We start from the raw sequence: 13920 nt of genomic DNA, 5'->3' as shown, positions 1-13920 counted from the left end.
GTGAGCCCGATGATCGGTAGCGTCAGCAACTACACGAGCTATACCAGCACCCACAGCACCGCCACGCAAAACGCCCGCAGCCAGCCACTGCAGAAAGACCTGTTCGCCAGCATATCCGTTACTGCGGGTGCTGCCGCTGGCGGTTTCGATTTACAGCGAGTCCCTTTTTCAAACGCCAAGAAGAAACCAAAAGGCTTTCCCCGGCGTACGGCACTTCGCTGAGGCTCAGTGTTCCCTCGCTACGGTGTCCATCCGGGGGCAGTCGCCTGCGGTTGGCTTCGCTGCATCTCCTCTCGATGTATGCGGCTTCGCCGCACCGCTGCGCGCCTCCCCCCTGATGACCACCTTCGCTCGGCCTGCCGATGGGGCAAAAGATCAAAAGCCGAAGCAAGATCAAAAGCAAGATCAAGAGCCCCTCACCCTAGCCCTCTCCCGGAGGGAGAGGGGACTGATTGAGGTGATTGGGCAAGGTCAGGGCACAGAGCTTTTGGTTACTTTGGGCTGGGCCAGCACTCCGGCGTTTGCCAAAGTGACCCGCCGTAAGGGCGGAACCCTAATCGGCCATCACCACAAAAACGGATATACACACCTCAAAGCGACCCTAAACCCGAGCCTGACTCTTACTCCAATCCGTCAACAAACTATAAGCCACCGCCAAAAGCGTTGGCCCGATAAACAACCCGATAAACCCGAACGCAATCAACCCGCCAAACACCCCAAGCAACACGATCACCAATGGCAAATTCCCGCCTCGGCTAATCAGATACGGCTTGAGCACGTTATCCACGCCACTGATGATCAATGCCCCCCAGATTCCCAAGAACACCGCCATCCCATACTCGCCCTTCCAGGCCAGCCAGGCAGTGGCCGGCACCCACACCAATGGTGGCCCCATCGGAATCAGACTCAGCAGAAACGTGACGATACCCAGCACCAAGGCCCCCGGCACCCCGGCAATCAGAAACCCGATCAACGCCAGAACCGCCTGCGCCGCTGCCGTGCCGATCACCCCGTTGACCACCCGCTGCACCGTGCCGGCAACCAGTTCGATGTAGTACCCGGCGCGATCGCCAATCAAACGCTCCAGCAAACCGTGCACGAACGCCGCAAGACGCGGCCCGTCGCGATAGAAAAAGAACACAAAGACAATGCTCAGTGACAGTTCGAGAATCCCGCCGCCGATCTGCGCACTGCGCGCCAGCAACCAGTTACCGACCTGCCCCAGATAAGGCTTGATCGACACCATCAACGCGGCGCCCTGCTGATCGATGCTGTCCCAGATGCCGACCAGCCGTTCGCCCACAAGCGGCACACTGCCGAGCCAGGTCGGCGCCTCCGGCAAACCGTCGACCTGCACATCCTTGATGAACGCCGTCGCGTCACGCACGTGATCGGCCAGGTTGAAGCCCAGCCAGACCAGCGGTACCGCCACCAGCAACATCCAGCCCAGGGTCAGAATCGCCGCCGCCAGCGATTCACGGCCATTGAGCAGCCGGGTCAACAGACGCATCAGCGGCCAACTGGCAAACGCCAGTACTGCGCCCCAGAACAGCGCCGACCAGAACGGCGCCATCACCCACAGGCTGGCGCCAAACAACACCAGCAGCAGGATCTGCACCAGCAGTCGATCGTTATTGAGCATGTAAGGTCTCGAAAAAGTCAGTCAGGCAAAGAGTAGGCGAACACGCCGCGCGCGCTCGCCCGATGCAGCTTATCGCAACAGATCAATGCGCAAACCAACGCCATCGACATTGCCGGTTTCCATCCGCGCCGCGCGCACGCCCTGATTGATCAATGCCTGGCGCCAGACCTCGGCTTTCGGCCCGGACACTGTCACTCGCTGCGTGGTATCGAGATTCAGTGCACGGGAAATCAGGCGCAACCACGTGTCATCAGGGTCATTGACGAGTTTGGGGAAATCCAGCTCACCGGTGCTCTTGAGCTGGCGCAACAGGGTCGCTGAGGTCGGCAGCAGCTCACCCAGCGGCGCAGCCGCTTCGAACTGTTCGACATGCAGATAGGCTTTGCGATTGCCGCGCGTGATGCTGTAGAGCGCCACCAGCGTGTTATCGCGCGGCGCGGCCAGCCTCAGCAACAGGTACGCCTGTTGCTCGTCGGAACCGTACAGTTTGGCGTTGCCGAACACTTCGTTGGCCCACAGGCTGCTTTCGCCGCAGTCGCGGGCCTGGCACCAGAACAGCAACTCGGCGTCCTGCTTTTGCAGGGCCTCGCGGGCGGCGGTGAAGGCTTCGGTGGCGGCGTGTTCGGGAGGCAACTCATAAGTGACCGAGGTGGTCTGGCCACGGGCAGTGACCTGGCCGTCAAAGCGCAACTGGCCGCTGATCTTGCGGATCGAGCCCAAGGGGTAAATCCGCTCCTGCTCTGCCGGAGGGCGATAGTCGACGATTTGCGCGTCGGCCAGTCGCGGCACGATCTGCAGATCCTGACTGCCCGGCACATCGGCGGCGAACGAAATGGAACTGAAGCAGCACAGCGCCAACAGACTGAGTGATCGCATAGTCAGGCTCATCGGATCGGCATGGCTTGGCGGATCGGGGTCGTAGCGGTATAGAAATCCATCGTGGTTGTCTCCCATTTCAACCCGCCCAGCCTCGACAGTTGCCCGGTGCAAGTCAAGGAATGGCGAAGAACCGATTGAAACAGTCTGCGACAAGATCCGCACCGGCCTCGTCGTTCAGGTGCAAATGGTGCCCGCCGGGCAGTTGTTCCCGGCTAAAGGGTAGACGCTCCAGCAGCTCCGGATGTTTGGCCAGCATGCCGTCCGCCGCGACCACCAATTGCGCCGGGCAACCGATGCGCTGGACGAAGGCCATCGCCTGCTCCTGCGTCAGGCGCAGCGGCGATGGCAGGGTCAGGCGATTGTCGGTGCGCCAGGTGTAACCGCCGGGCACTGGCATCAAGCCGCGCTGGGCCAGCAATTCTGCGGCCTCCCGACTGACCGCGACCAGGCCTTTCATCCGCGCCTCGATGGCACGGTCGAGGGTGGTGTAGACCGGTTTGCGCTTCTCGCGCAGATCCAGTTGCGCCTGCAGGGCCATGCCCATGCGCTCGGCAGCGTTTTCGCCCTTGTCTGTAGGAGGAATCACCCCATCGATCAACGCCAGATGAGTGATCCGATCCGGCAACGATCCCGCCAGCACCATGGAAACAATCGCGCCCATGGAATGCCCGAGCAGGCCGAAACGCTTCCAGCCCAGTTGCTCGGCGACTTGCAGTACGTCGTGGGCGTAGTCCCACAGCGCATACCCGGCGCCGTGCGGCCGATGCCCGGAGTGCCCGTGCCCAGCCATGTCCAGCGCGATAATGCGCAGGCCTTTGAGCTTCGGCGCGAGACGGGCAAAGCTGTTGGCGTTGTCGAGCCAGCCATGCAAGGCGATGACCGGCACACCGTCCTCGGGGCCGAACATATGCGCGGCCAGTTCGATGTGCGGCAGGCTCAGGCGCACTTCTTCGAAGGTCGGGCTCATGCGCAATCCTTGTCCTGACGGTTTTCCCAGCGGCTAAACAGGTTTTTCAGCAAGCGTGCCGTGTCCTGCGGACGCTCAAGGGGAAACATGTGCCCACCGGGCATGCTCAGCGCCTCACCTTGGGCAAGCCGCGAAACGAAGCGCGTGTGATGTCGCATGACCACCCGGCTGGTGTGCCCACGCACCACCGCCAGCGGCACCTGCAACTGGCGGGTGCGGCCGGGGCTGGTGTGCGGCACGCCGCGATAAATGCTGATTTCGGTGGCCGGGTCGAAGCGCAGGCGCAGTTTGTCGCCCACCTGGTGCAAGCCATGTTGCAGGTAGGCATCGAAGCATTCCGGGTCGAACCCGCGAAACAGGCTCTTGCCGGCGAAATAGCTGCGCGCGCTGGCGAGGTCGGTAAATTCTTCACGTCGGCCAAGGGTGCGGCCGGCCGGGGTCAGTCTGTCGATGAAACCGAAGCGCTTGGCCGCGCGGATCACCCATTGGTCGGTGCGAGTCAGCACCGGCGAATCGAGCATCACTACACCGCGATACAACTCCGGGCAACGCAACGCCGCATGCAGGTGCAGCACACCGCCAAAGGAGTGACCGACGCCCCACACGGGCTGATCTTGCTGCTGCAAATGGTGGATCAATTCGTCGACAAGGTTGTACCAGTTGTCATCCGCCGGAAAACGCGGGTCGTGAGCGTGCTGCTCCAGATGCGCGACCCGATACTCGGGCGCCAGCGCCGCGAACAGCTTGCCGTAGGTGCCCGAGGGAAACCCGTTGGCGTGGGCGAAAAAGATCGGTTGCGACATGCGGGCAAATCCATGAGCGGGAAACGTGGCGTTGATTGTCCGTAAGACCGCGTTCGGCGGCAATGACCGTAACTGCCAGGAAGGGTGACAGTCTGGTCAGGGTTGCGGTGTGTCAGGGAGATCGCCCCCCCCCCTCACCAGCCCTCTCCCTCTGGACGGTCCGACGTGTCGAGAGGGCCAGAATGAGGGGCTTTTTTCGATGTCATCGTGCTGGCGGCTGCTCACCCAGCGGCACTACCGCCATGGTCAACCGCGACACACAACTGGCCTTGCCCTCGTCGCTGGTCAGGCGGATATCCCAGACATGCGTGGTGCGACCGATGTGAATCGGCTTGGCCACCGCTGTCACCCGGCCACTGCGCAGGCCGCGCAAATGGTTGGCGTTGATCTCAAGCCCCACGCAATAAAACTTGCTGGCATCGATGCACAAATAGCTGGCCATTGAACCGACGGTTTCCGCCAGCACCACCGACGCGCCGCCGTGCAGCAAGCCATAAGGCTGATGCGTGCGGTGGTCGATGACCATGCTCGCGGTCAGCGACTCTTCGTCGAACGCTTCGAAACGGATGTCGAGCACTTCGCCGATGGTGTTTTTCTGAATCGCGTTCAACTGCTCGATGTCGGGAGTATTACGCCACAAGCTCATCGCAGACTTCCTTTGTTGTTTTAGTCGTCGCTCAATCCTGCCACAGCACCGCCTCGCTGCGCGCGCTCCATTCTTCGAAACGTGCGCCGTAGGTGTCTTCGATGACGTTGCGTTTGATCTTCAGGGTGGGTGTAAGGAAGCCGTTTTCCACCGCCCAGCTGTCCTTGACCACCACCAGCCGGCGCAGTTGCTCGTGCTTGTCGAGCACGGCGTTGACCTCCTCCAGCAGCTTTTCCAGGCTCGAATGCAGGCTCGCTCGTGGCTCTTCCTGATTGACGCTCGAGAGCACGCACAGGCCCAGCGGCGCACTCAAACCATCACCGACCACACACACCTGCTCGATGCGCGAGTGCACTGCCAAACGGTTTTCGATCGGCGCCGGGGCGACGTATTTACCTTTGCTGGTCTTGAAGATTTCCTTCAGTCGCCCGGTCAGGCGCAAGCGCCCTTCGGCATCCTGTTCGCCCTTGTCGCCAGTGCGCAGAAAGCCGTCTGCGGTCAGGGTCTCAGCAGTTTTCTGCGGCTCCTTGAAATAGCCAAGCATGTTCGCCTGACTGCGCACCTGGACCTCGCCGGATGCATCGATGCGCACCTCGACATCCGGGCACGGTTTGCCGATCCAGCCCTGTTTGTATTCGCCGGGCAAACAGATGTGCGAGTAACCGCAACCCTCAGTCATGCCGTAGACCTCCAGCACATCGAGGCCGAGTTTCTGATACCAGGCGAGCAACGTCTGTGGCACAGGTGCTGCACCGGAAAGAGCCACGCGCAAAGCGTCCAGCCCCAGGCCCGCCAACACTTTGTGCCCGACCCGCTTACCGATGAAGGGCAGACCGAGCAGCCAGTCCAAACGTTTCGCCGGGATCTTGCTGTAGACGCCCATCTGAAATTTGGTCCAGATCCGCGGCACCCCGAACATTGCCGTCGGCCGCGCCCGCTTCAGATCGGTGATGAAGGTGTCGAGGCTTTCGGCAAAGAACACGGTCTGCCCGGTATAAATCGAAGCCATTTCAACGAACATGCGCTCGGCGACGTGGCACAACGGCAGGTACGACAGCAGCCGATCGTTCTCATTGAGCCCGAACAGCTGCGTGCCACGGCTGGTGGCGAACCCCAGATTGGCAAAACTGTGCATCACGCCTTTGGGCAGGCCAGTGGTGCCGGAGGTGTAAATGATGGTCGCCAGTTGCTCGGCGGCGGGACGTGGGTCGTCCTGGATCGGCGAACTGCGTTGCAACTCAGCCCAGCTGAAATCGAAATCGCCGGGCGGATGCAGCGGCAGGCTGATGGTCGGCAAGCCCGTTGGGACGCCTGTCGACATGCTCGGCCAGTCATCAAGTTTGCCGATAAAGGCGAGCACGCACTCCGAGTGATTGAGCACTTGTGCGACGGAGTCGGCCGTCAGGTTGGGATACAGCGGCACTGAAACGTGCCCGGCCATCCAGATGGCCAGGTCGGCGATGATCCAGTGCGCGCAGTTTTTCGAGATCAGGGCGATATGACTGCCTAGCGGCAACTCCCGTGCACGCAGCCAGTGTGCGGCGCAGCGAGCCTGATGGCCGACGTCGGCCCAGGTCAGCGTCTCGACCTGGCCACCACCGATGGGCTGCACGAGAAAGCGCTGGCGCGGATGCCGGGCTTCACGTTCGTAAAACACGTCCAGCGGCAAACGGAATGCGGCAGACATGCGACTCGCTCCTGTTTTTTAGGTCTGGAGCAAGCGTAGTCAACCAAGCAAGTGCTTGGTTGGAAAATTCACACAAATAATTTCATAAGATTTGAAGGCCCCATCGCTGGCAAGCCAGCGCCCACAGGTTCAGGGTGATCCTGCAATTTGAATACGCAAAAGATCCTGTGGGAGCTGGCTTGCCGGCGATGAAGGCGACTCGGTTTCAGGGATGCTTGAGGCTGTTGAGGGTCATCGAGCCAATCAGCAGTTCAGCACTCTCAAGTTCAGCCAGCCCCGCCGTGCCGACCTTCTCCGGCGGATACCCGGCGCCGTGCTGCAGATAGCTGAGCAAATTGCCCACCAGTGGGTTGTGACTGACCAGCAGCGCATTGCTCACCGAAACCAGCTGATCGGTGACTTTGTCCGGATCGACCTCCGGCGTCAGCCACTCGACCGTGCGGATCTCGGGCTCGAAGCCCAGTGCCTCGCGGACAATCTGCGCGGTCTGTTGCGCGCGCAGGTACGGGCTGGCGTAGATCGCGGTGATCGGTTGCCCGATCAACTGCGCAGCGCTGCGCAATGCTTCTTCACGGCCATGCTCGGTCAGTTCCCGTTCGGAGTCGGGGCACGAGCCATAAGGCACGGCCTCACCGTGACGCAATACCCAGAGTTTCATAGTTTGGGTTCCTCATCGCGAACCGGGTGCGGTGCTGGCGGCACGGTATGTGGCGCCTCACCTTCGGGCGTACGCGGCGCTGGCCAGTCGGCAAACGGCCAAGGCTTCTGATCGCTGTGAAAACTGCCGAAGCGGCCGATCTGCGCCAGAAACTGGCTCAGGCTGTCGCCGAAGTTCATCAGGCTGGCGCTCGGTGCGCCATAGATCAAACGATAGATCAGTTGCACCAGCACCACTGCGCCGAGAATAAACTGCGCCACTTGCCAGACCAGCAGGTAGACGATCATCCACAACACCCGCAGGAGGATGGATTCGTACCTGGCTTCGGATTTTGATTCGTTCATGTTCAGCTCCCTACCCGTGAATAACAGCAGTCAGTTGAAACCACTGGTGGAAATAAAGTCGACGTCGGTTTTCGGCTCGGCCCGCATCAACAGCTCGATGACCTGTTCCAGCGTGCGCCCCTCGAACAGGATCGCGTGCAAGCCTGCGACCAACGGCATGTAGACGCCGACTTCCTGGGACTTGGCTTTCAGCACCTTCAAGGTATTGACCCCTTCAGCGACTTCGCCGAGGCGCGATACCGCTTCTTCAAGGCTCAGGCCCTGGCCGAGGGCGAATCCGACCTGATAGTTGCGGCTTTTCGGCGACGAGCACGTGACGATCAGATCGCCAACACCCGCCAGACCGAGGAAGGTCATCGGGTTGGCGCCCTGATTCACCGCAAACCGGGTCATCTCGGCCAAGGCGCGGGTGATCAGCATGCTCTTGGTGTTCTCGCCCATTTCCAGCGCCACCGCCATGCCGGCGATGATCGCGTAAACGTTTTTCAACGCCCCGCCCAGTTCGACACCAAAACGGTCGGCGCTGGCATAAACACGAAAGGTGCGGCCATGCAGCGCGGCCTGCACCTGTTTGCACAGTTCTTCGTCTTCACTGGCGACCACCGTGGCCGTCAGCGCATGCTCGGCGATTTCCCGCGCCAGATTCGGCCCGGACAGCACGCCGATGCGCGCCTGCGGGGCAATCTCTTCGAGGATCTGGCTCATCAGCTTGAAGGTCTGGGCTTCGATGCCTTTGGTCAGGCTGACCAGCATCTTGCCGCTCAGGCGCTCGGCATGCGCGGCGAGCACTGTGCGCAGTGCGCTGGACGGCAGCGCGACAAAGCACAGATCGCAGGCGTCGAGGGTCTGCTGCAAGTCGGTGACCGCCGTCACTCCCGGCAGAATCTTGATGCCTTTGAGGTAACGCGGATTTTCGCGATTGACCCGGATGGCCTCGGCCTGCTCGGGGTCACGCATCCACTGCAGGACTTGATGGCCGTTCTCGGCCAATAAATTGGCCACGGCGGTACCAAAACTTCCGCCTCCCAGGACCGCAATCGGGCGCTGCTCAGTCATATGCAATCCGTTAATCCATACCAATGGCGATGGCGGCATTATACGGGGCGACCCGGTCGCGGCCAGCCCCTGCGTCAATAACCGACCGTTATAGGAAGAAGACCCACAAAACCTGGGAAAATGCCCGCAACGTAACTGGAAAAGTCGCTGTCCTCGGTTAACATGCGCGCCAATTCTTCGTTCGATAGGCCGCGTCGTGTTTTTCGCTCCTCCCCCACCGCGTTCTTCCCTGCTGCTGGCGCTGTTGTTCAGCCCAATGTTGCTGGCGGACGACCTGTTCATGGACAGCCAGGCGCTGCCGCAGGTACTGACGGCCACTCGGCTAAAACAGACGCCAGCGGAAGTGCCGGGGAGCATGACCGTACTCGACAGCGAACTGATCAGCGCCAGTGGCGCCCGCGACATCAGCGAACTGCTGCGCCTGGTGCCGGGCATGATGGTCGGCAACATCAGCGGCAATCAGGCGGCGGTCAATTACCACGGCACCAACGCCAGCGAAGCGCGGCGCATGCAGGTATTGATCGACGGCCGCTCGGTGTACCGCGCAGGTCTGGCCACGGTGGACTGGAGCGATATTCCGGTGGCCATGGAGGACATCGACCGCATCGAAGTCTTTCGCGGCCCGAACACCGTCAGCTACGGCGCCAACGCGCTGATGGCGGTGGTCAATATCATCACGCGCCACCCGGCCGACAGCCACGGCACGCGGCTGAAAATCACCCGCGGCCAGCGCGGCATCAACGACTTTTATGCCAGCCAGGGCACCGGATGGAATGGCGGTGATCTGCGTCTGTCGCTGTCCGGCCAGGAGGATGACGGTTTCGACAGCGATCGCACGGGCGCCGATTACCGTGACAGCCGCCGCTTGAACCGCTTCAGCCTCGCGGTCAGCCACACACTGAATGACAACCAGAGCCTCGACTGGCAGGTCAACGCGAAGGACGGCAGCAATCAACGGCCTTATACCTACCGCCCGGTGTTCTCGGGGATTACTGACAGCGGTAACAATTCCGACGTTGTGGCCAAGGACTATGCCGGCTCGGTGCGCTGGAATCTCGACATCAATCCCGAGCACAGTCTCTATGTACAAGGTTCGGCGCAGCACTGGGATCGTCAGCAGGTATGGCGCGCCTGTGATGCCGAGGTGTCCTTCAGCCCGGAGCTGACACAGCTGTGGCAGCTCAACCCGAATTACACCGAACGTTTAGCGCGCAACATCACACGCTTCACCGGCCCAGGCGCAGCGCCCGGCACGCCGCAGGAAATGGCGCTGGCCAACCAAGTGCTCGATCAGTGGCGCAACGGCGCCAGTCAGACCCTGTGCGGCGACATCGACCAAAGCGCCCGCGAGTCACGCTACGACCTCGAACTGCAAGACACCCTCAGCCTGTCCGACAGCCTGCGTCTGGTCAGCGGCCTGAACTATCGTTACGACCGCGCCAGTTCCGAGACCTACTTCAACGGCACGCTGGACGACACCACATGGCGTGCGTTCGGCCAATTGGAGTGGCGCGCCACTGACCACTGGCTGTTGCAGGGCGGTGCAATGTTCGAAGACACGCAACTGATCGGCAGTTCACTGACCCCACGCTTCGCGATCAATTACCTGATCAACCCGCGTCACGGCCTGCGCGCGGTGTACTCGGAGGCGATCCGCTCGCCGGACATGTTCGAGAACAACGTCAACTGGAGCTATCAGGTCAGCAAATTGCGACCTTCGGCGTACGGCAAGTCTTCGGCGCGCTATTTCGTCAAGACACGCGGCCCGGGCGATCTTGATCAGGAACATATGCGCTCGCGAGAGCTGGGCTACAACGGCTACTTCGCCGAGTGGGGTCTGGCGGTCGACGTCAAACTGTTCTACGACGAGATCACCGGGATGATCAGCGAACCGCTGCGCAACAATCAGTACATCGCCAGCAACGCCAACAGCTCACGTTTTCGCGGCACCGAAACCCAACTCGACTGGCGCGTGAACACGGTCGACCGCTTGCGCTTCACTTACGCTTACGTCGACGCCGAAGCGAGCAACCCGCTGGATCAACAATTCACCGCCAGTCACAGCGGTTCTGCCGGATGGTTGCGCGATTGGGGCCATGGCTGGAACAGCGCCCTCTTCTATTACGGCGACAACGCGCTCAACGGCTATCGCTTCGAGCGCGTCGACACCCGAATCGCCAAACGCATGACGCTGGGCAAGGCCCAACTGGAACTGGCCGGCGTGCTGCAGCAGCGCCTCGATCACGAGCCCACCACGTTCGTCGACAACAATTACGACGAACGCCGGGTGATGTATGTCAGCGCCGAGCTGGAGTTCTAGGATGCGCCACGGTCTGTCAAGGAAGACGCCGACCCTCGGCCATTGGCTGGCCGGACTTGGCCTGTTTCTGACCGCATGGCTGCACGGCATGGCGGTGCAGGCCGCCGACATTCTGTTGACCGGCGCCGAAGAAAGCCCCGGCGTGCAGGCGTTCGTACAGGCGCTGAGCGAATTGCGTCCCACCGACAACGTGCGTTTCCAGCCCTTGGCCAGTCTGCCCGCGCCAGGCAAATTGCCGGCCAGCCTGCGCCTGATTCTGCTCGACCTGCCGAGCCTCGACTGGCGCCTGCAAGAACCTCAAGGCCCGGCGACGCTGGTGCTGCGCCTCAGCCGTCTGCAAGCCCGACAACGCCTCGGCGCGGCGCAACCGGCGCACCTGAGTTTGCTCTGGAGTGATCCGCCGCTGAGCCGACAGCTGCAATTGATCCGGCGCATCCTGCCTCAGGCGAGCCGGATTGGCGTGTTGTTCGATGAACACAGCGAGTTCCTCCTCAAAGAGCTGCTTCTGGCTGCCGAGCCGCTGAATCTGCAAGTGGTCAGCCAGCGCTGGGACAACACTCACGACAGCCGCCCCCTGCAAGCCGTGCTGAAAAACAGTGACGTGCTGCTGGGCCTGGATGATCCGGATCTGTACAACCCGAAGACCGCGAAAAATCTGCTGCTCAGCAGCTATTCCCGGCAAATGGCGCTGGTCGGGCCAAATGCCGCGTTCGTGCGCGCCGGCAGCCTGGCCAGCACTTACAGCGACCAGAGCGATTGGCTGAGCGTTCTCGACCGATTGCTCGACCAGCCGCCGATCCAATGGCCGCGATCGCTCTATCCCGAACGTTTCAAGGTCTCAAGTAATGCCCAGGTCGCTCGTTCCTTGGGTATCGAACCGCTGAATGAAGCATCTGTCGCCAGCGCGTTGGCTGAAGGAGAAAGCCGCCCATGAATTTTCGTCGTCGTTGGGACATCAACACCCGTACCCAATTGATCAGCCTCGGCCCGGCGCTGTTGCTGACGTTGTTGCTGATCAGTTTCTTCACGTTCGTGCGCATTCAGGATTTGCGCCAGGAGCTGAACCACACCGGTCAACTGATCGCCAACCAACTGGCGCCCGCCACCGAATACGGGGTGATTTCCGGCAACAACGACGTGTTGGAAAGTCTGCTCAAAGCGACGCTGGCAACCCCCAACGTGCGCTTCCTTGAAGTACAGGACAGCGCCAACCGGATTCTGGTGTATGTCGAACAACCTGCGGATTCCCACAGTCGTCCGCATCAGGTCGAAGTGTTCCAGGCGCCGGTTCGGTTGCAACGGATTGCCCTCAACAATGATTTTTTTCAGGACGCCAACATCAGCAGCGGCGCGGCCAGCGAGGATTATCTGGGGCGGGTGATTGTCGGTCTGTCCAACGATGCCTTCAGTCAGCGCCAGCAGGAGATTCTGCTCAAGGCCGGGATTCTGGCGCTGTTCGCCCTGCTCTTTACGTTTGTCCTGGCGCGGCGTCTGGCCGGCAGCCTGTCGCAGCCGATTCGCGATATCGGCGACGCGGTCAAGGCGATTCAGGATGGCGACTTTAAAACCCCGCTGCCGATCGTCGACGACACCGAACTGGGCGCGCTGTCGCAGCACATCAACAATCTCGCTCAGGCGCTGGAGCAGGCCAGTCGTGAACAGCATCAGGCGATGGCACAGTTGATCCAGACACGCGAGGAAGCAGAAAAGGCCAACAACGCCAAATCCGACTTCCTGGCGATGATGAGCCATGAACTGCGCACGCCCATGAATGGCGTGCTCGGCATGCTGCAATTGCTGGAAACCACCGACATGACCGAGGAGCAGATCGAGTACGCCGCGCTCGCTTCGGAGTCCACTGAACACTTGCTCAAGGTCATCAACGACATCCTCGACTTCTCGCGCATCGAGCGTTCGGAGCTTGAGCTGGAACACATTCCGTTCAACCTCGCCGAACTGATCGGCGCGTGCGCCCAGTCGTTCCAGCACAGCGCAGTGCAACGTGGCTTGGCGCTCAACCTGCGGATCCCCGAAGACATGCGCGGCTTGCAGGTGCAGGGCGATCCGACGCGGATCCGGCAGATTCTGGTCAACCTGGTCGGCAACGCCTTGAAATTCACTGAACAGGGCCGGGTCAGTATCGAGGCGCAGTGGCAGTCGCTGGATCACGAATTGCTGTGGTTCACCTGCTCGGTGCGCGACAGTGGCATCGGCATTTCCTCCGAGAGCCTGGAGCTGATGTTCAACGCGTTCCAGCAGGCCGACAGCTCGATTTCGCGACGCTACGGCGGCACCGGCCTGGGCCTGCCGATCGCCCGCACACTGGCCGAACGCATGGGCGGCACATTACGAGCGCAGAGTGAGGAAGGTCTTGGGTCGGTGTTCACCCTGGAAATCCCGTTGGCGCTTTATAAGCAGGCATTGCCAAAACAGGTCGCACCGCGCGCGTTGAACGGTGACGGCCAGGGCGCTGGACGCACGGTGTTGCTGGTTGAAGACAACCCGGTCAATCAGACGGTTATTGAAGCGATGCTGCGCAGTCTGGGCTTTACTGTCAGTGTCGCCACCGATGGCGCTCAGGCCGTGCGCAGTGCCGAGGGCAGTGAGTTCGAAGTGATTCTGATGGATTGTCGCCTGCCGATCATCGACGGCTATGAAGCCACCCGACAGATCCGCAACCTGCCCGGACGCGGCAACGTGCCGATCATCGCGCTGACCGCCAATGCTTTGCAGGGGGACCGGGAAACCTGTCTGTCGGCGGGGATGAACGATTATCTGGCCAAGCCGTTCAAACGTAATGATCTGCAGCAGATTCTGCAGCGGTGGGTGTCTTAGTGTCGGCTTTTCGACCATCTGCGACTGGCATGAAAAGCGAAAGTGCGGCAGTCTTAGGCACCCGAACGAGCCTCAAAAGAGGC

At 61.2% G+C, this 13920-nt stretch carries 13 protein-coding genes; 4 read left to right on the top strand and 9 right to left on the bottom strand.

The genetic code is table 11. From position 1 onward, the window contains the following. The first annotated feature begins 9 nt into the window (after positions 1–9). Positions 10–222 (top strand): hypothetical protein, encoded by a 213-nt coding sequence (locus AB4P91_RS13185; protein WP_395604920.1) that lies wholly within the window; start codon positions 10–12, stop codon positions 220–222. Between the two features lie 379 nt (positions 223–601). On the opposite strand, the gene AB4P91_RS13180 is transcribed toward AB4P91_RS13185, so the two are convergent. The 9 genes from AB4P91_RS13180 to AB4P91_RS13140 all read right to left on the bottom strand — a co-directional run bounded on the left by AB4P91_RS13180 (position 602) and on the right by AB4P91_RS13140 (position 8682). Then, entirely contained in the window at positions 602–1642 is a 1041-nt protein-coding gene (locus AB4P91_RS13180; protein WP_150686842.1) for an AI-2E family transporter, read from the bottom strand. A 69-nt stretch (positions 1643–1711) separates the two neighbouring features. Then, positions 1712–2518 carry a DUF4892 domain-containing protein gene (locus tag AB4P91_RS13175; RefSeq protein ID WP_150593005.1) on the bottom strand — a complete coding sequence of 269 codons (807 nt, stop codon included), beginning with the start codon at positions 2516–2518 and terminating at the stop codon, positions 1712–1714. A 115-nt stretch (positions 2519–2633) separates the two neighbouring features. Beyond that, positions 2634–3488: an alpha/beta hydrolase gene (locus AB4P91_RS13170; RefSeq protein WP_150598194.1), complete on the bottom strand. Its 855-nt coding sequence runs from the start codon at positions 3486–3488 to the stop codon at positions 2634–2636. Then, the gene (locus AB4P91_RS13165; protein WP_150593003.1) at positions 3485–4291 is read right to left on the bottom strand and encodes an alpha/beta fold hydrolase; all 807 of its coding nucleotides are present in this window, start codon (positions 4289–4291) and stop codon (positions 3485–3487) included. The genes AB4P91_RS13170 and AB4P91_RS13165 overlap by 4 nt, the downstream gene beginning before the upstream one ends. A 202-nt stretch (positions 4292–4493) precedes the next feature. Next, complete coding sequence (locus tag AB4P91_RS13160) at positions 4494–4937, bottom strand: hotdog fold thioesterase (RefSeq protein ID WP_395604919.1); 444 nt, start codon at positions 4935–4937, stop codon at positions 4494–4496. A 31-nt stretch (positions 4938–4968) separates the two neighbouring features. Beyond that, entirely contained in the window at positions 4969–6624 is a 1656-nt protein-coding gene (locus AB4P91_RS13155) for an AMP-binding protein (RefSeq protein WP_395604918.1), read from the bottom strand. A 205-nt stretch (positions 6625–6829) separates the two neighbouring features. Further along, positions 6830–7282 carry a phosphohistidine phosphatase SixA gene (gene sixA / locus AB4P91_RS13150; protein ID WP_150593001.1) on the bottom strand — a complete coding sequence of 151 codons (453 nt, stop codon included), beginning with the start codon at positions 7280–7282 and terminating at the stop codon, positions 6830–6832. Further along, the gene (locus AB4P91_RS13145; protein WP_150593000.1) at positions 7279–7626 is read right to left on the bottom strand and encodes a DUF4389 domain-containing protein; all 348 of its coding nucleotides are present in this window, start codon (positions 7624–7626) and stop codon (positions 7279–7281) included. Before AB4P91_RS13145 ends, sixA begins: the two co-directional genes overlap by 4 nt. Before the next feature lie 30 nt (positions 7627–7656). Then, complete coding sequence (locus tag AB4P91_RS13140) at positions 7657–8682, bottom strand: NAD(P)H-dependent glycerol-3-phosphate dehydrogenase (protein ID WP_042560480.1); 1026 nt, start codon at positions 8680–8682, stop codon at positions 7657–7659. Positions 8683–8878: 196 nt separating this feature from the next. Here AB4P91_RS13140 and AB4P91_RS13135 point away from each other — a divergent pair, with 196 nt between their 5' ends. The 3 genes from AB4P91_RS13135 to AB4P91_RS13125 are packed head-to-tail and all read left to right on the top strand — an operon-like array spanning position 8879 to position 13837. Beyond that, positions 8879–11002, top strand: a complete 2124-nt coding sequence (locus AB4P91_RS13135) for a TonB-dependent receptor plug domain-containing protein (protein ID WP_395604917.1) — start codon at positions 8879–8881, stop codon at positions 11000–11002. Position 11003: 1 nt separating this feature from the next. Beyond that, complete coding sequence (locus tag AB4P91_RS13130) at positions 11004–11936, top strand: ABC transporter substrate-binding protein (RefSeq protein WP_150592998.1); 933 nt, start codon at positions 11004–11006, stop codon at positions 11934–11936. Next, positions 11933–13837, top strand: coding sequence for a response regulator (locus AB4P91_RS13125; RefSeq protein ID WP_395604916.1), 1905 nt, complete (start codon positions 11933–11935; stop codon positions 13835–13837). The genes AB4P91_RS13130 and AB4P91_RS13125 overlap by 4 nt, the downstream gene beginning before the upstream one ends. Positions 13838–13920: the final 83 nt, after the last annotated feature.

Origin of the sequence: Pseudomonas sp. B21128, assembly GCF_044218865.1 — a bacterium.
GTDB lineage: Bacteria > Pseudomonadota > Gammaproteobacteria > Pseudomonadales > Pseudomonadaceae > Aquipseudomonas > Aquipseudomonas iridis.
Note: the sequence above shows the minus strand (reverse complement) of the source record. Positions and strands in the feature narration are given on the sequence as shown.

What these genes read in the sequence shown, in the direction of transcription:
- AB4P91_RS13170 (WP_150598194.1), bottom strand. Translation starts at nt 3,488, where the DNA reads ATGAGCCCGACCTTCGAAGAAGTGCGCCTGAGCCTGCCGCACATCGAA.
- AB4P91_RS13130 (WP_150592998.1), top strand. Translation starts at nt 11,004, where the DNA reads ATGCGCCACGGTCTGTCAAGGAAGACGCCGACCCTCGGCCATTGGCTG.
- AB4P91_RS13175 (WP_150593005.1), bottom strand. Translation starts at nt 2,518, where the DNA reads ATGCGATCACTCAGTCTGTTGGCGCTGTGCTGCTTCAGTTCCATTTCG.
- AB4P91_RS13155 (WP_395604918.1), bottom strand. Translation starts at nt 6,624, where the DNA reads ATGTCTGCCGCATTCCGTTTGCCGCTGGACGTGTTTTACGAACGTGAA.
- AB4P91_RS13185 (WP_395604920.1), top strand. Translation starts at nt 10, where the DNA reads ATGATCGGTAGCGTCAGCAACTACACGAGCTATACCAGCACCCACAGC.
- AB4P91_RS13145 (WP_150593000.1), bottom strand. Translation starts at nt 7,626, where the DNA reads ATGAACGAATCAAAATCCGAAGCCAGGTACGAATCCATCCTCCTGCGG.
- AB4P91_RS13125 (WP_395604916.1), top strand. Translation starts at nt 11,933, where the DNA reads ATGAATTTTCGTCGTCGTTGGGACATCAACACCCGTACCCAATTGATC.
- AB4P91_RS13165 (WP_150593003.1), bottom strand. Translation starts at nt 4,291, where the DNA reads ATGTCGCAACCGATCTTTTTCGCCCACGCCAACGGGTTTCCCTCGGGC.
- AB4P91_RS13180 (WP_150686842.1), bottom strand. Translation starts at nt 1,642, where the DNA reads ATGCTCAATAACGATCGACTGCTGGTGCAGATCCTGCTGCTGGTGTTG.
- sixA (WP_150593001.1), bottom strand. Translation starts at nt 7,282, where the DNA reads ATGAAACTCTGGGTATTGCGTCACGGTGAGGCCGTGCCTTATGGCTCG.
- AB4P91_RS13160 (WP_395604919.1), bottom strand. Translation starts at nt 4,937, where the DNA reads ATGAGCTTGTGGCGTAATACTCCCGACATCGAGCAGTTGAACGCGATT.
- AB4P91_RS13140 (WP_042560480.1), bottom strand. Translation starts at nt 8,682, where the DNA reads ATGACTGAGCAGCGCCCGATTGCGGTCCTGGGAGGCGGAAGTTTTGGT.